The 22,731-nt window shown below is 60.0% G+C and carries 19 protein-coding genes; 18 read left to right on the plus strand and 1 reads right to left on the minus strand.

The annotated features are described in order from the left end of the window. The first annotated feature begins 62 nt into the window (after window positions 1-62). The gene (locus RBR25_RS06450) at window positions 63-2,048 is read left to right on the plus strand and encodes a methyl-accepting chemotaxis protein (protein WP_432818723.1); all 1,986 of its coding nucleotides are present in this window, start codon (window positions 63-65) and stop codon (window positions 2,046-2,048) included. Between the two features lie 73 nt (window positions 2,049-2,121). On the opposite strand, the gene eno is transcribed toward RBR25_RS06450, so the two are convergent. After that, window positions 2,122-3,414 (minus strand): phosphopyruvate hydratase, encoded by a 1,293-nt coding sequence (gene eno / locus RBR25_RS06455; RefSeq protein ID WP_432818724.1) that lies wholly within the window; start codon window positions 3,412-3,414, stop codon window positions 2,122-2,124. 227 nt (window positions 3,415-3,641) lie between these two features. Between eno and RBR25_RS06460 the strand changes: the two genes are divergently transcribed. The 17 genes from RBR25_RS06460 to RBR25_RS06540 all read left to right on the plus strand — a co-directional run bounded on the left by RBR25_RS06460 (window position 3,642) and on the right by RBR25_RS06540 (window position 22,730). Further along, window positions 3,642-4,634, plus strand: a complete 993-nt coding sequence (locus RBR25_RS06460; RefSeq protein ID WP_432818725.1) for a PhoH family protein — start codon at window positions 3,642-3,644, stop codon at window positions 4,632-4,634. After that, complete coding sequence (locus tag RBR25_RS06465) at window positions 4,631-7,021, plus strand: HD family phosphohydrolase (RefSeq protein WP_432818726.1); 2,391 nt, start codon at window positions 4,631-4,633, stop codon at window positions 7,019-7,021. Before RBR25_RS06460 ends, RBR25_RS06465 begins: the two co-directional genes overlap by 4 nt. Continuing rightward, complete coding sequence (gene ybeY, locus RBR25_RS06470; RefSeq protein ID WP_432818727.1) at window positions 6,984-7,376, plus strand: rRNA maturation RNase YbeY; 393 nt, start codon at window positions 6,984-6,986, stop codon at window positions 7,374-7,376. Before RBR25_RS06465 ends, ybeY begins: the two co-directional genes overlap by 38 nt. After that, entirely contained in the window at window positions 7,373-8,092 is a 720-nt protein-coding gene (locus tag RBR25_RS06475; RefSeq protein ID WP_432818728.1) for a diacylglycerol kinase, read from the plus strand. The genes ybeY and RBR25_RS06475 overlap by 4 nt, the downstream gene beginning before the upstream one ends. A 175-nt stretch (window positions 8,093-8,267) precedes the next feature. Then, a complete protein-coding gene (locus RBR25_RS06480; RefSeq protein ID WP_432818729.1) occupies window positions 8,268-9,050 on the plus strand; it encodes a hemolysin family protein in 783 nt (260 codons plus the stop codon). Next, window positions 9,050-10,570 carry an apolipoprotein N-acyltransferase gene (gene lnt / locus RBR25_RS06485; RefSeq protein WP_432818730.1) on the plus strand — a complete coding sequence of 507 codons (1,521 nt, stop codon included), beginning with the start codon at window positions 9,050-9,052 and terminating at the stop codon, window positions 10,568-10,570. Before RBR25_RS06480 ends, lnt begins: the two co-directional genes overlap by 1 nt. A 97-nt stretch (window positions 10,571-10,667) precedes the next feature. Further along, a protein-coding gene (gene prfB, locus RBR25_RS06490) for a peptide chain release factor 2 (protein ID WP_432818731.1) occupies window positions 10,668-11,763 on the plus strand; the annotation gives its coding sequence in 2 pieces (ribosomal slippage) (window positions 10,668-10,736 and window positions 10,738-11,763; 1,095 coding nt in all). Between the two features lie 98 nt (window positions 11,764-11,861). Beyond that, window positions 11,862-13,346, plus strand: coding sequence for a lysine--tRNA ligase (gene lysS / locus RBR25_RS06495; RefSeq protein WP_432818757.1), 1,485 nt, complete (start codon window positions 11,862-11,864; stop codon window positions 13,344-13,346). An 87-nt stretch (window positions 13,347-13,433) separates the two neighbouring features. After that, window positions 13,434-14,687, plus strand: coding sequence for a lipoprotein-releasing ABC transporter permease subunit (locus RBR25_RS06500; RefSeq protein WP_432818732.1), 1,254 nt, complete (start codon window positions 13,434-13,436; stop codon window positions 14,685-14,687). Window positions 14,688-14,699: 12 nt separating this feature from the next. Further along, window positions 14,700-15,365, plus strand: coding sequence for an ABC transporter ATP-binding protein (locus RBR25_RS06505; RefSeq protein WP_432818733.1), 666 nt, complete (start codon window positions 14,700-14,702; stop codon window positions 15,363-15,365). Between the two features lie 103 nt (window positions 15,366-15,468). Further along, window positions 15,469-17,706: an outer membrane protein assembly factor BamA gene (gene bamA, locus RBR25_RS06510; RefSeq protein ID WP_432818734.1), complete on the plus strand. Its 2,238-nt coding sequence runs from the start codon at window positions 15,469-15,471 to the stop codon at window positions 17,704-17,706. A gap of 18 nt (window positions 17,707-17,724) precedes the next feature. Then, the gene (locus RBR25_RS06515) at window positions 17,725-18,252 is read left to right on the plus strand and encodes an OmpH family outer membrane protein (protein WP_432818735.1); all 528 of its coding nucleotides are present in this window, start codon (window positions 17,725-17,727) and stop codon (window positions 18,250-18,252) included. Between the two features lie 12 nt (window positions 18,253-18,264). Beyond that, window positions 18,265-19,296: a UDP-3-O-(3-hydroxymyristoyl)glucosamine N-acyltransferase gene (lpxD, locus tag RBR25_RS06520; RefSeq protein WP_432818736.1), complete on the plus strand. Its 1,032-nt coding sequence runs from the start codon at window positions 18,265-18,267 to the stop codon at window positions 19,294-19,296. A 5-nt stretch (window positions 19,297-19,301) separates the two neighbouring features. After that, window positions 19,302-19,736 carry a 3-hydroxyacyl-ACP dehydratase FabZ gene (gene fabZ / locus RBR25_RS06525; RefSeq protein ID WP_432818737.1) on the plus strand — a complete coding sequence of 145 codons (435 nt, stop codon included), beginning with the start codon at window positions 19,302-19,304 and terminating at the stop codon, window positions 19,734-19,736. Between the two features lie 82 nt (window positions 19,737-19,818). Continuing rightward, a complete protein-coding gene (lpxA, locus tag RBR25_RS06530) occupies window positions 19,819-20,589 on the plus strand; it encodes an acyl-ACP--UDP-N-acetylglucosamine O-acyltransferase (RefSeq protein ID WP_432818738.1) in 771 nt (256 codons plus the stop codon). 12 nt (window positions 20,590-20,601) lie between these two features. Next, window positions 20,602-21,534, plus strand: coding sequence for a Gfo/Idh/MocA family protein (locus tag RBR25_RS06535; RefSeq protein WP_432818739.1), 933 nt, complete (start codon window positions 20,602-20,604; stop codon window positions 21,532-21,534). A 98-nt stretch (window positions 21,535-21,632) separates the two neighbouring features. Next, a complete protein-coding gene (locus tag RBR25_RS06540; protein ID WP_432818740.1) occupies window positions 21,633-22,730 on the plus strand; it encodes a DegT/DnrJ/EryC1/StrS family aminotransferase in 1,098 nt (365 codons plus the stop codon). The last annotated feature ends 1 nt before the right edge of the window (window position 22,731 follow it).

Consider the following 22,731-nt stretch of genomic DNA (forward strand, 5'->3'; position numbering starts at 1 on the left):
GCTAGGTTGGTTCAACGTATAAAATCAGGCTAACGGGACGGTTTTTACAAGGGGGATTGGGCATGAGCAAGGAAAACACGGCGACTCGTATCGATCGGGCATGGCTGTTCGGGATCAGCGGACTCTGCCTCGGGATCAGCGCGCCGATCGGCTGGCAGCTGCTGCGCCTGATGCTCTTCTGGCGGGATGGCCAGGGCTTCTGGGCACAGGTGCACGAGGGGGTGTTCGGAAGCGGCGAGCAGTTGTCGCTCTTTCTCTACATGGGCGTGGGCACCGCCGTTGTTCTCGGCGTCACCGGTTTTCTTATCGGTCGAGGCACCCAGCAGGTTCTGGAGCGGGCCCACAGCCTCGATCAGCTCAACCGCACGGTGGCCGAGCAGAAGGCCACCTTCGAGCGCCGCTTCCTCGATCTGAACAAGAGCCTGAAAAATTTCCACACCATCAATACCCACATCCAAAAATCGGTCAACGTCGCCGAAATCCTCCGCCTGGCCGCTAACGGCCTGCACGAAGTTCTCGGCTACGACCGGGTCAATATCCTTATGGTCAACGAGCGGCGTGACGGTCTCGACTTTCTCGCCAGTCGGGGCGCCGGCGATCTTCTCCCCGGCGTCAGCCTGCCGCTCGACGAACGGGCCGGAGCCCTGTTCAAGACCGTGGAGGACAAGCGGGTTTTGCTGGTTGACGATATCGACCGGATGCCTTCCGAATTTCATCTGCGCCCCCCCTGCTCCGAGATCCCCCAGTTGCGCTCGAAAAATTTCATTCTTTGCCCGATTATCGTGCGCGACGAGGTGATCGGTCTCTTCGGGGTCGACAACAAACTCAAGCGCAAGGCCCTCGACGATACCGATGTGGATACGGTCAAACTCTTCGCCGACCAGGTCGCGTCGAGCCTGAACAAGCTCAATCTGCTCGAAGCGGTGGAAAGCCTCACCGGTGAGCTGGAGCACACCTTTTCCGAATTCAGCAAATATCGCACGGAGCATGAACGTCTCGACCATTCTCTTAAGGAAGCGACCGAGTCGACCAGCGAGGCGATCGTCGATATTTCCAGCGCGGCCGATGTGGTGCGTGAGGCAGTCGACTCCACCCGCAGCGCCGCCGGGGAGATTTCCGTTTCCATCGACCAGGTCTCGGGCAATCTGTCCCAACTCGCTGATTTCATGGAGAACTCCATCGCCGCCATGACCGAGATCGCCGCCACCATCAAATCCGTGGAGGAGAGCGGCGCCCGTTCCCATGAAATGTCGGAAACGGTCAAGGCCAAGGCCGAAAGCGGTGCCCGCGCTGTCGCCGGGGTGATCGCTGGTCTTCAGGGGATTTCCCAGGCCGTTGAGGAGGCGGTCAAGACCATCGAACTTCTCTCTCTGAAAGGGGAGGAGATCAACACCATCACCACGGTGATTACCGAGGTGACACAGAAGACCAACCTGCTCGCACTCAATGCCGCCATCATCGCCGCCCAGGCCGGCGAGCACGGGCGCTCCTTCGGGGTGGTGGCCGATGAGGTCCGAGCCCTCTCCCAGGAAACCGCCCAGTCAACCGGCGCCATCACGCGTATTATCGAGGAACTTCAGGACTACACCCGGGAATCGGTGGGACACATCACCAAGACCCGCAAGCTGGTGCAGGAGGGAATGGTACTTGGTCAGGGGATGGACGAATCCCTGGGCCAGATCCTTTCCAGCGCCGCCACGGCCATGGCCATGACCCGGGACATCCGCGGCGCCACCCAGGAAGTATCGCGCAGCGTCGAATCCGTGACGGCCTCCATCGAACGGGTCGGGGAGATGTCCAGCCATATTTCCACCGCCTCCAGGGAGCAGGCCGACGGTACCCGCAACATCGTCCATTCCATCGAGGAAGTGAAGAACATGACGGACGATATGGCGCAGGCCACCGAACGGCAGAAACGCAACACCCGCAATATCGAAACGGCGGTTGCCTCGGTCAGCGACATGATCCGCCGTATCTTCGACGCCATGGAGCAGCGCCGCGAGGCGAGCCGCAAGGTGATCGAGGATCTGCGGCGGCTGAAAGGCTAAGAGCCGCCGCCAGGAAACGAAAAAACCCGCCGGGAACTCTCGGCGGGTTTTTTCGTTTCGCGGATTTTGCGAGCTAGCGTTTGCGCAGGTTGTAAAAGACGTCCTTGCCGTTGAAGAGGGCGACGTCGTCCAGTTCGTCCTCGATGCGCAGCAGCTGGTTGTATTTGCAGATGCGGTCGGTGCGGCAGAGGGAGCCGGTTTTGATCTGGCCGGCATTGACGGCAACCGCCAAGTCGGCAATGGTGGTGTCTTCGGTTTCGCCACTACGGTGGGAAATAATGCAGGTATAGCCGGCGCGCTTGGCCATTTCGATGGCTTCGAGGGTTTCGGTGAGAGTGCCGATCTGGTTGACCTTGATCAGAATCGAATTGGCGATGCCTTTTTCGATCCCTTTCTTGAGAATTTTCGTGTTGGTGACGAAGAGGTCGTCGCCGACGACCTGGATTTTATTGCCGAGGCGGTCGGTCATCAGCTTCCAGCCGTCCCAGTCGTTTTCCGCCATGCCGTCTTCGATGGAGATGATCGGGTAACGGTTGACCAGATCCTCGTACAAGTCGACCAGTTCCTGGGCGGTCTTGACCGGCTGTTTCTCGTTTTCGAGATGGTATTTGCCGTCCTTGAAGAGTTCGGAAGAGGCGACATCCAGCGCCAGCAGCACATCTTCCCCGGGTTTGTAGCCGGCTTCGCGGATGGCCTCCATGATTACTTCCAGCGCTTCCTCGTTGCTTTTCAGGTTAGGAGCGAAGCCGCCTTCATCGCCGACGGCGGTGTTGTAGCCTTTGCCCTTGAGCACCTTCTTTAAGGCATGGAAGATTTCCGCGCCCATGCGCAGGGCTTCTTTGAAAGAACCGGCGCCGGCGGGCATGACCATGAATTCCTGGATATCGACATTGTTGTCGGCATGGGCACCGCCGTTGAGGATGTTCATCATCGGCACCGGGAGTTCCTTGGCGTTGGCGCCGCCGATGTACTGGTAGAGAGGCAGTCCGGCGTCTTCCGCGGCGGCCTTGGCGCAGGCCATGGAGACCCCGAGCAGGGCGTTGGCGCCAAGGTTGCTTTTGAAGTCGGTGCCGTCCAGTTCCAGCAGCTTGCGGTCGATGCCGGCCTGGTCGGAGGCTTCCCAGCCGATCAGCGCCTCGGCAATGATTTCGTTGATGTTCTCCACGGCCTTGAGCACCCCTTTGCCCAAGTAGCGGGCTTTTTCGCCGTCGCGCAGCTCCAGGGCTTCGCGCTCGCCGGTGGAGGCCCCGCTCGGCACCGCCGCGCGGCCCATGACGCCGCTTTCGAGGAAGACTTCGACTTCGACCGTCGGATTACCCCGCGAATCGAGAATTTCCCGGGCGTAGATATCGATGATTTCGCTCATGTAAGACCCCCTTGCAAGGATATGTAATGTGGGTTGAACCCTTCTGCCCCCGGCGGGCGCGTTACTTATAGCACAAGACGCCAAATTTGGAAGCCCCTTTTCATCCTTCGTCATAACGGCCCGGGCACCTTCCCCGGGAAAGAAATTGCTTTGCCTCGGCGAAAATGTTAAAGTCTGCACTTATTCCCAGGTATTCCGGTATCCTGGCAAGGCTGATTCGGGAGCGCATGCGCGACAATTTTCAGGCTGAAGACACCTCGCTGGCCAATCTGCTCTTTGGTCAGCAGAACCGCAATCTCAAACTCGTCGAGCGGATGCTCGGGGTGCGTGTCGGTTCCCGCGGGAGCGAGTTGACCATCGAGGGGGAGGATGCCCAGGTGCGTCTGGCCCGGCGCCTCTTCGAAGAGGTTCATGGCCTGCTCAAGGCGGGATATATGGTGTCGCCCGCCGATCTCGATTACGCCTCGCGCATCCTTTCCGCCGATTCCCGTGCCCATCTGCGGGACATCTTCCTCGATACCATCTTCGTCTCCACCCGCAAAAAGGTCATTGCCCCCAAGAGCCTGGCGCAGAAGGCTTATGTTGACGCCATCCGCAAACACGACGTCGTCTTCGGCATTGGACCGGCGGGGACGGGCAAGACCTATCTGGCCATGGCCATGGCCGTCTCTTTCCTGGTCAAGAAGGAAGTCAGCCGTATCGTGCTGGTGCGTCCGGCGGTGGAGGCGGGCGAAAAACTCGGCTTTCTTCCCGGCGATCTGGCGGAAAAGGTCAATCCCTATCTGCGCCCCCTTTACGACGCGCTCTACGATATGATGGATTTCGACAAGGGCCAAGCCCTGATCGCCAACGGGGTGGTCGAAGTGGCCCCCCTGGCCTTCATGCGCGGTCGCACCCTCAACGACGCCTTCGTTATCCTTGACGAGGCGCAGAATACGACCACCGAACAGATGAAGATGTGCCTCACCCGTCTCGGTTTCGGCAGCCGGGCGGTGATCACCGGCGACGTCACCCAGATCGATCTGCCGACCGGTCGCCGTTCCGGGTTGGTGGAGGCGACCGAGGTGCTGCGCGGCGTCGAGGGGATCGTCTTCAACTATTTCAGCGATCGCGACGTGGTCCGGCACCCCATCGTGCAGACCATCATCCAGGCCTACGAGCGCCGCCGGCCCGCCGCCGGCGAGTGTGTCGCGCCATCCTCGGGCATTTCTCCCTCATGAATAAAAACGACAGCAAATCCGACAGTTCTAGTCGCAAGAGCAAGATCGTCGAGAAATCCTTCTGGCGGCAGGAGCGGGCCCAGCGTTATCTGATGCTGGCTTTTCTTGCGCTCTTTCTGACCGTGATCATCGTTCCTAAGGGCGGATTTATTCCCGATCATTACTCTCCGGGGGATATCGCCACCCGGGACGTCAAGTCGCCCCGCGAACTCCTCATTCCCGATCTGGTGCTCACCGAGAGCAAGCGGGTCGAGGCGGAAGGTGCGGTGCTGCCCCTCTACGATTACGATTCCCGGGCTGGGCAGGCGGCTGCCGAAACGTTGGCGCAGGGGCTGCAACTTGTCGAGCAGGCGGCCGTCGATCCGGAAATGACCGCGACTTTGGGCGATGATCTGGAAAATTTTCTGGAAGTCGAGCTGACCGCGGAGGATCGGGATTCCCTTAAGGCTTTCACGGCTGAAGCAGCCGCCCGGGAAACCGCGGCCCCCCTCGATTTGGCTCCTATCCGCCAGGCGGTGATCAGCGCCCTTGAGGGGCGCATTGTCGGCAACCTGCAACTCTTTCAGGGGGAAGCCAAACACGGGATTCTCATGCGCGATCTCCACTCCCGTCAGGAGATCCTCTTGCAGCAGGCCCAGGAGGTCATTGGTGTGGGCAACGCCCAGGACCGTCTGCGCGAGGAGCTGCGCCCCCTCGACCTGAGCCGTGCCCAGCGGCGACTGATCCAGACGCTGGCGGTGAAGCTGGTCAGCCCCAATCTGACGTTCAACAAGAACGAGACCGAAGCCCGCAAGCAGCAGGCCCGCGAGGAGGTCAAGCCGGTTCTTTTCCAGGTCAAGAAGGGGGAGATGATTGTCCGCGAAGGCGAGCGGGTCACCGAGGAGCAGATCAGGAAACTCCGTGGGATCAGCGAACTCGGCAGTCATTCCAATACCCTGGTCGCAGGTATCGGCTTCTTCCTGTCGATTGTCGTGCTCTTTTTCGCCACCCACCGCTTTGCCCGGGTCAATATCCGCAAGTACGCTCCGGACAATCGCGACCTGCTCTTTCTGGTGGTGAATTTCATCGTCCTTTTCGTTCTGGTCAAGTTTGGGATTTTCGTTTCTTCGGCGCTGGAGAGCGCCTTTCCCTACATCGACTCGAACAGCTATTACTACGTGCTTCCCTTTGCCTTCGGAGCGATGCTGGCGCGCATCGTCCTCAACTCCGAGGTCGCCTTTGTTTTCGCCATCCTCTCGTCCTTGCTGCTCGGGGCGCTCTTCGGTTACAGCCTCTATATCAGTGTCTACGCCCTCGCCGGGAGCGTGACCTCTGCCCACTGGGTCCGGCACTGCAAGCAGCGTACGACCCTCTACCGGGCCGGCTTTCATCTGTCGCTAGTGAACATGCTGATGATTGTCGGCCTCTATCTGATCAGCGGCCAGGCCTTCGATGTGCAGCTTCTCTACAAGATCGGGTTCGGCCTGGCTGGAGGCTTTCTCTGCGCGATCCTCGTCACCGGCACCATCCCGCTGGTGGAGCATCTTTTCGAGTACACGACCGACATCAAGCTGCTCGAACTGGCCAACATGAACACGCCGATACTGCGCGAACTGATGATCCAGGCGCCCGGCACCTACCATCATTCGGTGATTGTCGGCAACCTGGTCGAGGCCGCTGCCGAATCGATCAACGCCAATCCCCTGTTGGCGCGGGTGGCGGCGTACTACCACGACATCGGCAAGATCCGCAAGCCGCTTTATTTCGTCGAGAACATGAACGGTCAGGAGAACCGGCACGACAAGTTGGCTCCTTCGATGAGCGCGCTGATTCTCATGTCCCATGTCAAGGACGCGGTGGAAATGGCCCGGGAGAACAAGCTCGGCGCGCCGATCATCGACATCATCCGCCAGCATCACGGCACGGCGCTGATGAAGTTCTTCTACGACAAGGCCAAGAGCAAGGAAGAGCCGGGAATGCCCGCGGTCGACGAGCGCGACTACCGCTATCCCGGACCCAAGCCGCAGACCCGCGAGGCGGCCCTGATCATGCTCGCCGACGCCGTCGAGGCGGCCAGCCGCACCCTCTCTGATCCGACCCCGGCGCGGATTCAGGGGATGGTGCAGAAGATCATCAACAACATCTTCATCGACGGTCAGCTCGACGAGTGCGAACTGACCCTCAAGGACTTGCATCGCATCGCCAGAAGCTTCAACCGCATTCTGGCGGGAATTTTCCACCATCGCATCGACTATCCGGAACCGGCCTACAAAGAGCGGGACAAGGATGCCGCCAAGAGGAAGAACGGTGAAGATTCAGATCGAGAATCGGCAAAGGAAGCAAAAGGTAAGGAAACTGTTCCTGCGAAAAGTGGCACGGAAGATCTTAAGCGTCTCGGGATGTCCTGAGGCCGAGCTGTCGATCCTGGTCGTCGACGATGCTGATATTCGCATCATCAATCGCGACTACCTGCAACGGGACAAACCGACCAACGTCATCTCCTTCGCCATGCGTGAAGGGGAGGGGGGTGAACTCTTTCCGGAGATGCTCGGCGACGTGGTGATCTCCGCCGAAACGGCGGCCCGGGATGCCGCTGACGCCGGTATCCCCTACGAGCACGAACTGGTCTTTCTACTTTTGCACGGCGTCCTCCATCTGCTCGGCTATGATCATGAACGCAGCGGCGCCGAGGAGGCCGAACGCATGGAAGCGCGGGAGCGGGAAATTTTCGCCCTCTTGCGTGAGGAATTCCTTTCGCCATGAGCGAGTCCCCGCGCGAGCCCATCAAGCCCACCAACTGGCTGCAAAGCGTCAACTGCGCCATCGAGGGAATTCTCTGGACCGCGCGCACCCAGCGGCACATGCGCTGGCATTTCCTGGCGGCGCTTGCGGTGCTGCTCTTCGCTCATTTCTTGGGCCTGTCGGCCCTTGAATTCATCCTGCTGGCCTTCGCCGTCACCTTGGTGCTTTTTGCCGAACTGGTCAACACCGCTTTGGAGGTGGTGGTCGACCTGGTTTCTCCCGGCTACCATCCCCTGGCCAAACAGGCCAAGGATGTGGCCGCCGGGGCGGTGCTGGTGGCGAGCATCGGCGCGGTGGTGATGGGTTTTTTCGCCCTCTCCCGCTACATTCTTCCGGCGTTGGGCGGGCAGCTCGACCAGTTGGGTCGACCGCCGGGGGAATTCCCGGTCGTTTCGGTGCTGGTGGCGACCATCCTCGTCGTCCTTCTCAAGGCCCTTTTCGGGCGGGGCACGCCGCTGCACGGCGGCCTGCCGAGCGGCCACGCGGCGATTTCCTTCGCCATCGCCAGTGCCATTATCCTTTCCGGGGTCGGCGCACTCCTCTCCTTGCTGACCCTGGCGTTGGCGGTCATGGTCAGCCACAGCCGGTTGTTGCTGGGCATCCACAGTGCCGGCGAGGTGGTGGCCGGCGGCGTCCTCGGGGTGGCGGTGACACTTTTGGTCTATATCTTGATGTAGGAGAATCTGTGCGGCAGCCGGCGGGTCTCGCGCCTGTTCGGCCGAAAGAAGCGCCGCGTTTCCAAGTCGATTTCATCCAGGGAGGAACGGATTTTTGGACGACGACAGTACGAGTGACAGACGGACTTCATGGTTTGGAGGGCTTGCACGCCTGCTGGGTGGCCGGCGCCGGGTCATGACCGAGAAGGACTTACAGGAGTTGATCGAGGAGTCGGAGGAAGAGGGGATCATCAATGAGGACGAGGGGGAGATGCTCCACTCGATCTTCGAGTTCGGTGAAACGATCGTACGTGAGGTCATGGTTTCACGCATCGACATGGTCTGCTGCAGTATGACCACCAGCCTCGGCGAACTGCTGGCGGCGATCATTTCTTCGGGACATTCCCGTCTGCCCATCTACGAGGGGACCGCCGACCGCATCGTCGGCATCATCTACGCCAAGGATCTGCTTCGTCTCTGGGGTTGCCGGGACGAGGATTTCCGCATCGAGCAGATCATGCGTACCCCCTATTTCGTCCCGGAAACCAAACAGATCGAAGAGCTGCTGCAGGAATTCCGCACCCAGCGGGTGCATATGGCCATCGCTATCGATGAATACGGCGGTACCTCGGGGCTGATCACCATCGAGGATCTGATTGAGGAGATCGTCGGCGACATCCAGGATGAGTACGATCTCGAAGAGGATGAACTGGTGGAAGAAGCTCCCGGCGTGGTTTTGGTTGACGGGCGTCTCAACATCGAGGAACTGGAGGATTATTTCGACATCGACATTCCCCGGGAGAAGTTCGATACCGTCGGCGGCTACCTCTTCAATCTTTTCGGCCATGTTCCCCAGGTCAACGAGGAGATTCGCGACGGCGTGCTGCGCATGACCGTAGTGGAATGCGATGGCCGCAAGATCCGCAAGGTGCGGGTGTTTCGCGCCGAGGCGGAGACCCAGGAGGAAGACGCTTCCTGATGAAGCTTACGTCACCGGGGAAAACCGCCGCCCTGTCCCTGCTTTCGGGATTGCTGCTGGCGCTGGCCTTTCCGCGTCCGGATTTTTCCTGGTTGGCCTGGTTTGGTCTGGTGCCGTTGCTGACCGTGATGGAGCGCCATCCTTTTCGCAGCGGATTCGTGGCCGGTTGTGCCTTCTTCGGCCTGGTGCTCTACTGGCTGAACATCGTCATGACCACCTACGGTCGCATGCACCCGTTCTTTTCCCTGGTCGCCTATGTCCTGCTGGTGGCCTATCTGGCGCTTTTTTTCGGCCTCGCCACCTGGGCGGTCTGCCGCTTTCGCGAGCAACTCGGCCGTTCTTACCTGCTGACTCTGCCGGTGGTCTGGGTCGCTCTCGAATTTCTGCGCTCCTTTCTGCTGAGCGGCTTCCCTTGGGCGAGCCTCGGCTACTCCCAGCAGAACCGTGAAGTGCTGCTGCAAAGTGTCGATCTGTTCGGTGTCCACGGCCTCAGTTTTCTGATCGTTTTCGCCAATGTCCTGGTCTTTCAGCTCTGGCGTTCCCTGGCGCGGCGCGGTTCGGAACCCCTCTCCCGGTCGGGCGTGGCCATCGGTCTTTTGTTGATCATCGCCGCCCATGCCTACGGCTTCTGGCGTCTGGGCCTCCCCGAGGACGCCACGGCGCCGACGCTGGAAGTGGCGCTGATTCAAGGGAATATCGACCAGTCGGTCAAGTGGGATCCGGCCTATCAGCAGAAGACCGTCGAGATCTATCGGGAGCTGTCCCGGGAAGCGACTGCCGACGGTGCTCCTGATCTGATCGTCTGGCCGGAGAGCGCCACTCCGTTCTACTTTCAGGAGCCCGGTCCGCTCTCCGCCCAGGTAACGGAGGTGTCCCGTGCCATTGGCGGCCATCTGCTCTTCGGCAGTCCCGCTTACGAGAAGGGGATGGGTTCTTATCGCTATCTGAACAGCGCCTTTCTCCTTTCTCCTTCCGGTGTGGTGCTCGGGCGCAGCGACAAGGTTCATCTCGTCCCCTTTGGCGAGTACGTTCCTCTCGGGCGCTTTCTCCCTTTTATCGACAAGCTGGTAACAGGGATCGGCGACTTCTCGCCGGGAACGGTCAACCCTCTGCCGCTGGAGGCGGCCAAACTCGGCGTGCTCGTCTGCTTTGAGGGAATCTTCCCCGAGCTGGCTCGGGACTACGCTGCCAGCGGCAGCGGCCTGCTGGTGAACATCACCAACGATGCCTGGTTCGGCCGGTCCTCCGCCCCCCACCAGCATTTGGCCATGACCCGCTTCCGCGCCGTGGAGAACCGTCTGTGGCTGGCGCGGGCGGCCAATACCGGCATCTCCGCTCTCATCGACCCGAAAGGCAGGATCGTCGCTCGCTCCGAGCTCTTCGCCCCGGCGGTGGTACGCGGGAAGGTTCTTCTCGGCGGCGAGGCGACCCTCTATCAACGCATCGGCGAGTTGCCGGCCCTTCTCTTTTGTGCGTTGGCTGTTTTCTGGCTGATCCGCACCCGTCGCCGCTATCCCTGAGGGTTTTCCCGCAAAGAGGTCTTGAGCTGCGGCGGGGAAGCCGGTATACTCCCCGCCCATTTGTTTTTCAGTAATCCGTTCAAGGAGAAAACAGTCCATGTTTCGTGATGAAAAAGAGTCCTTGACCCTTCTTCAGGACAAGCTCAATGAGCTGAGGGGGTACCTTTGACGTCGAGGTGAAGGCAGAGCGGGTCGCCGAACTGGAGGCGGAAATCGCCAAGCCCGAGTTCTGGAATCAGGGCGAGCGTACCCAAGACATCCTGAAGGAACGGAATTCCCTGCAAAAAGTTGTTGGGGATTACCGCCAGGCCCGTCAGGAACTGGAGGATCTGCAGGTTCTCGTCGAACTGGGCGAGGAAGGGCAGGATGAGGCGACCCGAGACGAGGTGCGTGAGCTGTTGCCGGTCCTAGAACAGCGTATCGGCCGGATGGAATTCGCCCGCATGCTCTCCGGCGAACACGACGCCAATAACGCCATCTTCAGCATCAACGCCGGGGCCGGCGGGACCGAGGCTCAGGACTGGGCCGAGATGCTGCTGCGCATGTATCTGCGCTACTGCGAGCGCAAGGGCTTCAAAACCGAGATTACCGACTACCAGCCCGGCGACGAGGCGGGAGTCAAGGGCGTGACTTTCAACGTCGAGGGGGACTACGCCTACGGGTTTCTGCGTGCCGAAAACGGCATTCACCGGCTGGTGCGCATATCCCCCTTCGACGCTAACGCCCGCCGGCATACCTCCTTCTGCTCGGTCTTCGTCTTCCCCGAACTGTCGGACGACATTGACGTGGAGATCAACGAGAAGGATCTTAAGGTCGACACCTACCGCGCCAGTGGCGCCGGTGGCCAGCACGTCAACAAGACCGAGTCGGCGATTCGCATCACCCATATGCCGACGGGGATCGTCGTCGCCTGTCAGAACGAGCGTTCCCAGCATAAGAACCGGGCGGTGGCGATGAAACAGCTCAAGGCCCGTCTCTATGAACTGGAAGTGCGCAAGAAGGAGGAGGAATCGGCGGCCATCTCCGGCGAGAAGAAGGAGATCGGCTGGGGCAGCCAGATCCGCTCCTATGTGCTGCACCCCTATCGCCTGGTCAAGGACCATCGCACCGGCTTTGAAGTGGGTAACACCGACGCTGTCCTGGACGGCGATATCGACGTTTTTATCGAAGCCTATCTGCTGAGCGGCAAATAGTCGTTGCCGCTTTTTGTGGGCGGGATTGCCCTTGACTTGGCGGGGTGCGGAGTATAAGGTAGCCCGCTTGTGAAGTCGGGATGAAAGGTATGGATATTATGGAAGATCTGAACGATATTTTAGTACAGCGACGGGCCAAGCTGGAGGAATTGCGCGGCGCCGGGATCAATCCCTACGCCAACGATTTTTCCGTAACGCACACTTCGGCAGAGGTGGCCGGCGCCCACGAAGAGGATGATGCCGCCGCCTTGGAAGGCTGCGACGAGCGCTACGTCGTCGCCGGTCGGATTATGGCCCGGCGCGATTTCGGCAAGGCCGCTTTTATTCAGCTTCAGGACCGCAAGGGGCGCCTGCAGGTCTACGTCGGCCGAGACAATATCGGTGAAGAGGCCTTCGCGCTCTTTCGTAAGCTTGACCTCGGTGATGTCGTCGGTCTTTCCGGTACGCCCTTCCGGACCAAGACCGGCGAACTCTCCCTGCGTGCCGACGCCCTGCGTCTGCTGAGCAAATCGTTGCAGGTGCTGCCGGAAAAATGGCACGGCCTGACCGACGTGGAGACCCGTTACCGCCAGCGTTATCTCGATATGATCGTCAATCCCGCCGTGCGCGAGGTCTTTCTCAAGCGCAGCCGGATCATTGGTCTGATCCGCGAGTTCATGATGCGTCACGACTTTCTCGAAGTCGAGACGCCGATGATGCAGCCCATCGCCGGTGGGGCGACGGCCAAGCCCTTCGTCACCCACCACAACACCCTGAAGATGGATCTCTTTCTGCGCATCGCGCCGGAGCTCTATCTCAAGCGGCTGGTGGTCGGCGGCTTCGAGCGGGTTTTCGAGATCAACCGCAACTTCCGCAACGAGGGGATTTCCATACAGCATAACCCCGAATTCACCATGATGGAATTCTACCGGGCCTACGCGACCTACCACGACCTGATGGACTTCACCGAGGAACTGATTTGCCACGTTGCCCAACAGCTCTGCGGCAACCTGGTTATTCCTTACGGCGGCAAGAGCGTTGACCTGACCCCTCCCTGGGACCGGCTCACGGTCAAGGAAGCGATCATCAAGTACGGCCAGATCGATCCCGCCGTTCTTGAAGACCGTGACCGCGCCTACGCTTACGCCCAGTCTTTGGGGTTGGAGCTGGATAAAAACATCGGTTACGGCAAACTCCTCACCGAACTCTTCGACGAGGTGGCCGAGCCCAAGCTCTGGCAGCCGACCTTTATCACCGAATATCCCACGGAGGTTTCCCCGCTGTCGCGGAAGAATGAGGCCAACCCCGAGGTGGTCGACCGCTTCGAACTCTTTATCGTCGGTCGCGAGTTGGCCAATGCCTTTTCCGAGTTGAACGATCCCCTCGATCAGAAGGAGCGCTTCCTCAAGCAGCTGGCCGAGAAGGAGGCCGGCGACGAGGAGGCTCACGCTATGGACGAGGACTACATCCGCGCCCTCGAATACGGCATGCCGCCCACCGCCGGAGAGGGGATCGGCATCGACCGGCTGGTCATGCTGCTTACCGACTCAGCGTCGATCCGCGACGTGATTCTCTTTCCCCAACTGCGTCCGGAAAGCAAATAATTCCGTGTGGGGTGCGGCGTGAGGGGTGAGGTGTGAACCTTTTTCCTGCGCTTCACCCCACACCCCTTACTCCTCACGGAAGTCTTCATGGGTTACGAGTGGTTTGTCAGCCTGCGCTACCTGCGGGCCAAGCGCAAGCAGACCTTTATCTCGGTCATCTCCTTCATTTCCACCGCCGGCGTGACCCTTGGGGTGGCGGCCCTGATCTTGGTTCTCGCGGTCATGACCGGTTTTCACGACGGCGTCCGTCAACAGATTCTCGGTAACATTCCCCACGTTCTGGTTCAGAAGCATGGCGAGGAGCTCTCCGGCTACCGGCAACTGATTGAGCAGGCGCTGGTCGCCTCGCCGTGCATCAAAGAGGCTCGCCCCTATGTCTCCAAGGAAGCGATGCTGCTCTCTCGCAACAACGTGGCGGCAGTGAGCGTCAAGGGGGTGGAACGGGGCAATAAGGTTTTCGATCAGCCCTTTCTCACCGTCGATGCCCGGGATGTGCAGGATCTGGTCTTCAGCGAAGGGGAAGGTCTTCCCGGTCTGGTCATCGGCATCGATACGGCGGCTACCCTCGGGGTCGCCGTCGGGGATGTGATCAACGTTATCCCGCCCATGTTTACCATCACCCCCTTCGGTATGATTCCCAAGATGAAGCCCTTCCGGGTGGTGGCCATCACCAGCCGGCGCGGCGGCTTTCTCGATACCTACTACGCCTATATGGCCCTGCCCCAGGCGCAGTTGCTGATCGATGCCGGGGAGCGGGTCTCGGGCATCGAGATCGAGGTCGACTCCTTTGATCACGCCACGGCGGTGGCCCAAGAACTGCGCGGGGTCTTCGCCTATCCCCATGTGGTTCGCTCCTGGGAGGATCTCTTCGGCTCTTTTCTTTCCGCCCTCAAGCTGGAGAAGCTCGGCCTGTTCATCGTCCTCGGTATTATCGTGCTTGTTGCCGCCTTCAACATCGCCACCACCCTGATCATGGTTGTCATGGAAAAGCAGAAGGATATCGCCATTTTGCGGTCGGTCGGCGCGACTTCGCGGAGCATCATGGCGATCTTCGTGCTCGAAGGCTTGATTATCGGCACCCTCGGCACCTCCCTGGGGACCGGCCTTGGTCTGCTTTTGGCGAAGAATGCCGACCCCATCATCAAGTGGATCGAAGGGACTTTCGGCCTGCGTATTTTCGACCAGGCGGTCTACGGCATGGATCATTTCCCCTCGGTCGTCAACTCCCAGGACGTTATCGCCGTGATCGTCGTCGCCATGAGCATTTCCCTGTTGGCCACCATCTATCCCGCCTGGCGGGCGGCGCGCATGGACCCCGCCGAGGCGTTGCGTTACGAGTGAGCGAGAACTGACGTGATAGAAGCGCAAGGATTGAACAAGAGTTTCGGGACCAGCGACGGTCGGGTGGACGTCTTGCGCGGCATCGACCTGCGCATCGAGCGGGGCGAACGGGTCGGCGTGGTCGGCACCTCGGGGGCCGGTAAGACGACCCTGATGCACATCCTCGGTGCCCTCGATCGCCCCACTTCGGGGACGGTGCGTTTCGACGGTGAGGATATTTTTGCCCTCAAGGGGGCGGCTCTTGACGCTTTCCGTAACCGTACCGTCGGTTTCGTCTTCCAGTTCCATCAACTCCTCCCTGAGTTTACCGCCCTGGAGAACGTCATGATGCCGGCCTTGGTGGCGCGCAAGAGTTTCCGCGAGGCGATTCCCATGGCGGCGAAACTGCTTGGGGAGGTCGGTCTCGGCCACCGTCTCAAGCACAAGCCGGGACAGCTCTCCGGGGGGGAGCAGCAGCGTGTCGCCATCGCCCGCGCCCTGGTCATGTCCCCCCGGGTGCTTCTCGCCGACGAACCGACGGGGAATCTCGACAGCGGCACCTCCGCCGAAATCTACCGACTGCTCGACGAGATTCACCAGAGCCGGGAGTTGACCATGGTCGTGGTGACCCACAGCGAAAGACTGGCAGGTCGTCTCGACCGCGTTCTGCGCATGGTCGACGGGCGTCTGGCGGCGTGACCGCGGCGCGTCGCTCTTGGGGTTTTTGGTTTGCACGACGACGTGGATTAACTTATAATATCGCGATTTTTAAACTGACGTCCTTTCTCTGGAGACCTGTGGAATGCTTTTACGACTGCTGACCATCCTGCTGTTGCTGCCGTCCCTGGCCTGGTCCGCGTCGACCATCGGCGAGGTGAGCATCGAGGGGGCCGTCCGGGTCGAACAGTCGGCAATTCGTGCTCTGCTTTCGGCCAAGCCCGGCACGGACTATGATCCGGAGACGGTGGACCGGGATCTGCGAGCGATTTTTGGCATGGGCCGTTTCAGGGATGTCACCGCCGAGATCGATGAACGGGAAGGCGCGGTGCTGCTCACCTATCGCGTGGTGGAACGTCCCCTGGTGCGCAAGGTGGAATTCGCCGGCAACGAAGAATTCAAGGTGGACAAGCTGCGCGGCCTGGTGGTGGTGAAAACTCCGGACATCTACGATCCGGAGCAGGTCGACAAGAGCGTCGACGCCCTGCGGAAAGCCTATCAGGAAGAGGGCTATCACGCCGTGGCGATCACTCCCCAGGTCGAGATCAACGAGCGCAACGAAGCGATCGTCACCTTCGACGTCAAGGAAGGGGACAAGGTTCTTGTCGATGTCATCCGTTTCGAAGGCAATACCATCTTCACCGACAAGGAACTGCGCAAGGCCATGGAGACCAAGGAACGCTGGTTGTTTTCTTGGATGACCGGGCGCGGCAAGTTCAACGAAGATGTCCTCAAGGACGACCTAGAACGGGTCGCCGACCTCTACTACAATGTAGGCCACGTGCGGGTCAAGGTGCGTCAGCGTCACGTCAAACTCACTGAGGACAATCGTTACATGGATATCCTCATCGAAGTCGAGGAAGGCCCCCAGTTCATGGTCGGCAAACTCGATGTCATCGGTGATCTACTCAAGGACAAGAAGGATATCCTCAACCTCTCCCTGCTCAAGGAGGACGAGGTTTTCAGCCGCAAACTGCTGCGGGAGAGCGTCTCCGCCATCAGCGACCTCTATGCCGACCAGGGTTACGCCTACGTCAACGTGACGCCGGTGACCAAGGTCGACGGCGAACGCCTGCTCATCGATATCGCTTACGATGTGGAGCAGGGCGCCCAAGTCACTATCGACCGCATCAATATCGCCGGCAACACCAAAACCCGCGACAAGGTTATCCGTCGCGAGTTGAAGGTGACCGAAGGCGACCTCTACAGCGCCGCCAAACTCAAGGAAAGTCGCCGGCGGGTCAACAATCTCGGTTTCTTCGAGGAGGTCAACATCACCAATAAGGAGGGGGCGGACGATTCCCATATGGAGGTCGACGTCGACGTCAAGGAACGACCGACTGGAACCTTCAGCCTCGGCGCCGGCTATTCTTCGGTGGACGGCGTCATCGGCCAGGGCTCCATCTCCCAGGACAACTTCCTGGGGAAATCCTGGAAACTCAATCTGGCCGGATCCTTTGGCGGCAGGAGCACGACCTATCAGGTTGGTCTGCTCGACCCGTACTTCCTTGACATGAATATGGCCCTGGGTTTCGATCTTTATCGGACCAACCGCGAATGGAATGACTTCACCCGCGATGCGACCGGCGGCGCGCTCAAGCTCGGTTTTCCGGTGGGAGAGTACAATCGCGCCTTCTTTGTCTACCGTCTTGAACAGAAGGAAATCTCCGACGTAGACGATACGGCGACCCAGACCCTCAAGGACGAAGAGGCCAAAGGGGAGGTTCTGATTTCCTCCCTGCTTTCCTCTTTTACCCGCAATACCACCGACTACCATCTTGATCCGACGACCGGTTACGTAGCGGAAGGTTCCATCGAATTTGCCGGACTTGGCGGCGACGAGAAGTTCGTGAAATACATCGCCGATTACCGGCATTTTTGGCCGGTTTTCTGGGGCACGGTCTTTTCCGTGCACGGTCAGGTCGGCTACATTTCGCAAGTTGGCGGCGAAGAGATCCCCGTCGATGAACGCTTCTACCTCGGTGGCTTGAATTCGCTGCGCGGTTTCAAGAGCCGTGAGGTCGGTCCTTACGATCAGGCCAATGACGAGTATACCGGCGGCGAAAAGGCGGCTTTTTTCAACATCGAATATCTTTTTCCCATTCTCAAGGATGCGGGGCTCAAGGGGGTGGTGTTCTTCGACGGCGGCAACGCCTGGGGTGAAGATGAGGAATATTTTTCCGAAATGCGTTACAGTGTCGGCGCGGGGCTGCGCTGGATGAGTCCGATGGGACCGCTGCGCCTGGAGTGGGGGTATAACCTCGACCCCATGGACTACGAAGATACCTCGGAATTCGAGTTTTCAATCGGCAAATTCTATTAAAAGGCGAGGAGATTGGGTATGAAACGTTTGGTAGGGCTGGTTCTGGTCGGCTTTTTGGCAATGGCGACTTCCGCTTTCGCGGCGGAAGGAAAGATCGGCTTCGTCGATCTGCAGAAGGCCCTGAATTTCTCCCAGGCGGGCAAGGCCGCTAAGGAGACGATTTCGAAAAAGGTCAAGGATTACGAGGGGACCATCGAAGGGAAGAAAGCGGAACTGCAGAAACTCAAGGACGAACTGGAGAAACAGGCGGTTCTTCTTTCCGAGCAGGCGCGCTCTGAAAAAGAGCGGGACTACCAGCAGAAGCTGAAGGACTTCCAGCGCTTCACCAAGGATATCCAGGAAGAGCTGCAACGTTCCGATGCCGATTACACCCGCCAGATCCTTGAGAAGATTCTCAAACTGATCGCCGAGATGGGCAAGGCCCAAGGCTATACCGTGATTCTGGAAAAATCGGAAAGCTCTCTGCTCTATGCGGACGATGCGATCGATCTGACCGACGCGGTGATCAAGGCCTACGACGAACAGCACAAGAAGGGCAGCAATTAGCGGGAGGTTGTTTTGGCAACGCTGAAGGAACTGGCCGCGCTGGTCGGCGGCAAGGTCGTGGGCGACGAACAGCTTGAAGTGATCCGGGTGGCGCCCCTGAATGCCGCCCGTCCCGGGGATATTACCTTCGTGGCTTCACCGAAGCATCTCGGCGGTCTCAGGGGAACTCAGGCTTCGGCCGTGATCCTCTTCCCCGGGGCTGATGCCGGCCCGCTGCCGGCGATCGTCTGCGACAATCCCTATCTGGCCTTCGCTAAGGTCCTGACCCATCTGCAGGTCCGGCGACCCGCGACTCGGGGCGTGCTCCCCGGGGCGCGGGTCGCCGAGAGTGCCCAGCTCGGCGCTGATGTGACGATTCATCCTGGGTGCGTGGTCGGCGAACGGGTGCGGATCGGTGCCGGCACCATTCTTTATCCCCAGGTCGTCCTTTATGACGATGTCGTGATCGGCGACGACTGCACCCTCCACGCCGGAGTCATCGTGCGCGAAGGCTGCCGCATCGGCCGACGGGTGATTCTGCAACCCGCCGCCGTCATCGGTTCCGACGGCTTCGGCTTCGCTCCCGACGGCGAGCACTATTTCAAGATTCCCCAGGTCGGCATCGTCGAAATCGAGGACGATGTGGAGATCGGCTCGGCCACTTGCGTTGACCGTGCCGCCTTGGGTGTCACCCGCATCCGCCGGGGGGCGAAGATCGACAACTTGGTGCAGATCGCCCACAACGTGGTGGTGGGGGAGGATACGGTGATCGTCTCCCAGGTCGGCATCGCCGGCAGTACCGAGATCGGTCGGCACTGTACCTTCGGCGGGCAATCGGGGACAGTGGGGCATCTGAAGATCGGCGATCATGTCACCGTCGGCGGGCGCGGCGCCGTCACCGGCCATGTCCCGTCCAATAAAGTTATTTCCGGTACTCCGGCGATCGACCATCAGGACTGGCTGAAAGCTTCCATGGTCTTTGCCAAGCTTCCGGAGATGCGGCGAGAAATCAGCCGTCTTAAACGTCAGCTCGATGAGCTCACGGATAAAATCAAGGAGAGTTGAAGACGATGGTTCTGAATACCGTGGAAATCATGAAACATTTGCCCCATCGCTATCCCTTTCTGCTGGTCGACAAGATCGTTGAGGTCGAAGCGGGCAAGCGGATTGTCGGGATCAAGAACGTCACCATCAACGAACCTTTCTTTCAAGGGCATTTCCCCGGGCATCCGATCATGCCGGGGGTGCTGATCATCGAAGCGATGGCCCAGGTCGGCGGACTCTTATCCCTGGTCAGCGGCGAGGTCGGGGAGGATAAGGTTACCTATTTCGTTGGGATCGACAACGCCAAGTTCCGCAAGCCGGTCGTCCCCGGCGATACCCTGCGCTTTGAACTGGAAAAGGTCAGTTGCCGGCGCGGGATCTACTGTTTCTCCGGCAAGGCCTATGTCGAGGGGACGCTGGTCGCCGAGGCGGAGCTGAAGGCGACCTTCGCCGACCGCTAGCGGACTTCTGCCCGCTGTTCCGATCGCAGCCGGCACGTCCCCGGTTCGCCGTTTCGATTTATTCCTCACGCCCAGGATCGTCATGATACATCCCACAGCTATTGTTCATCCCGGAGCGCGCGTTGCCGAAGGCGTTAGCATCGACCCTTATTCGATCATCGGCGAGCATGTCGTCATCGGCTCCGGAACCGTCATTGGCCCTCATGTGGTGATTGAAGGGTTTACTGAGATCGGTCGGGATAACCACATCTTCCAGTTTGCTTCGATTGGCGCTGCGCCTCAGGATCTCAAATTCCGCGGCGGGGAAACCCGCTTGCGCCTCGGCGATCGGAATACCGTGCGCGAGTTCGTGACCCTGCATTGCGGTACCGAGGACGGGGGCTTTGAGACGACCATTGGTAACGACAACCTTTTCTTGGCCTATTCCCATGTCGCTCACGATTGCCATGTGGGGAACCGGGTCATTCTCTCCAATGGCGCCACCCTGGCCGGCCATGTCCGCGTCGACGACTTCGCCATTCTCAGTGGGCTGTGCGCAATCCACCAGTTCACCCGCATCGGCTGTCATGTGATGGTCGCCGGCGGCTCCATGGTCGCCCAGGATGTCGCTCCCTACACCATGGTTCAGGGGGATCGGGCCAAGACCGTCGGGCTCAATCTGGTTGGGTTGAAACGCCGGGGCTTTTCCGAGGAGACGCTGCGTATCATCAAAAAGGCCTATCGTCTGGTTTTCCGTTCCGGACTTAAGGTCGACGAAGCCTTGGCGCGCATCGATGCCGAACTGGAGCGCATTCCGGAACTCGCGGTTTTCGTCGAGTTCATCAAGCAGAGCGAACGGGGCGTTGCCCGTTAGGGGATAGTCATCATGGGGAAATTGCGCGCGGCGGTTATCGGGGTCGGTTATCTGGGGCGTTTTCACGCTCAGAAATTCGCCATGCTCGACGATGTGGAACTGGTCGGTGTGGTCGACGCCAGTGCCGAGCGGGCGGCGGAAGTTGCCGCCGAGGTGGGGGCGCGGGCTTTCACCGATCATCGCGAAGTGCTGCCCCTGGTCGATATGGTCTCGGTGGTGGTCCCGACCCAGTACCATTTCGACGTGGCCCGCGACGCTTTCGAAGCTGGCTGTCATGTCCTGCTGGAAAAGCCGGTGACCCGTACCGTCGAGGAGGCCGATCGCCTGGTCGCCTTGGCCCAAGAAAAGAATCTGATCTTCCAGGTCGGTCATCTGGAGCGCTTCAATCCGGCGATTCTCGCCCTGCGCGGAGTGATCAACAATCCCCGTTTCATCGAATCCCACCGCCTGGCGCCCTTCAAGCCGCGCGGGACCGATGTCAACGTGGTCCTTGATCTGATGATCCACGATATCGACATTATTCTGAGCATTGTCGGCTGCCCGATCAAGACCGTCAATTCCGTCGGCGTTCCCGTGCTTTCCTCCGAGGTCGACATCGCCAACGCCCGTCTGCAGTTCGAGAACGGCTGCGTCGCCAATGTCACCGCCAGCCGGGTGAGTCGTGAAGCGATGCGCAAGGTACGGATTTTCCAGCCTGACGCCTATATCTCCATCGACTACCAGGAACGGAAGATCGCCATCTACCGTAAACTCGCCGGCGAGTCGATGATCCCCGGTCTGCCCAACATCACCATGGAGCAGAAGAGTTTTGAGCAGAGCGACGCTCTCCTCGAAGAGGTTCGCTCCTTTGTCGAGGTGGTCAGGACGGGCGGGCGACCGGTGGTCTCCGGCGAGGATGGCAGGCGCGCCCTGGAGGTCGCCCTGCAGATCAATACCCGACTCTGAGCACGGATCCGAATGTATGAAGGAAGGCGACGGCGATGCTCCTACCGATGGGCTTCGCTGTTCGTTTTTATACGTCACCCGAAACCAAGGAAGAACTCATGAACATACCGATGGTCGACCTTAAAGGACAGTTCCATGTGTTGCAGGCGCAGATTGAGGCGGGCTTCCGCGACGTCTGTGAAACCACCCAGTTTATTCTTGGGCCCCGGGGCAAGGCCTTCGAGGAGGAAGTCGCCGCTTACTGTGGCGTCAGGCACGCCATCGGCGTCGCTTCCGGCACCGATGCCCTGCATCTGGCCCTGCGCGCCGCCGGCATCGGTCCCGGCGACGAGGTCATTACCTCTCCCTTCACCTTCATCGCCACCGCCGAGGCGATCTCCTATGTGGGGGGGACGCCGGTCTTCGTCGATATCAACCCGGCGACCTTCAACATCGACGTCCATCTCATTGAGGCGGCGATTACCGAGAAGACCCGCGCCATTGTGCCGGTGCATCTTTTTGGTCAGCCCGCCGACCTGGCGCCGATCGCCGCCCTCTGTGAGAAATATTCTCTGAAGCTGATCGAGGACAGCGCCCAGTCCTTCGGCGCCGAGTACGGCGGCAAGAAATCGGGGGCCTACGGCGATCTCGGTTGTTTCTCTTTCTTCCCGAGCAAGAATCTCGGCGGCTACGGCGACGGCGGCATGATCGTCACCGACAGCGACGAACTCGCCCAGGAAGTCCAGGTTCTGCGCAATCACGGCAGCCGGGTGCGTTACCATCACTCGACCATCGGTTACAACAGCCGTCTCGACGAGTTGCAGGCGGTCGTGCTGCGCGCCAAGCTGCCTCATCTCGACGACTATAACCGGGCGCGCCGCCGTAACGCCCACCTTTACAGCGAGCGTCTCAAGGGGAGTCCGATTCTTCCTCCCGCCGAGGACGGCAAGGGGGTGCACGTCTACCATCAGTACACCGTCCTCAGCCCCCGCCGCGACGAACTGCAACAGGCACTGACCGCCGCCGGCATCGCCTGCGCCGTCTATTATCCCATCCCTCTCCATCGCCAGGAAGTCTATGCCGACCTCTGGGCAGGTAAGTCCTTTCCCGTGGCCGAGCGGGTCGCGGAACAGGTTCTTTCCCTACCCATGTATCCCGAGCTGAGCGCGGAGCCGATTCACCGGGTCTGCGATGTCCTGCTCGACGTGGTGAAGTGAC

The sequence above is a fragment of the Trichloromonas sp. genome (assembly GCF_034006665.1).
Lineage (GTDB): Bacteria > Desulfobacterota > Desulfuromonadia > Desulfuromonadales > Trichloromonadaceae > Trichloromonas.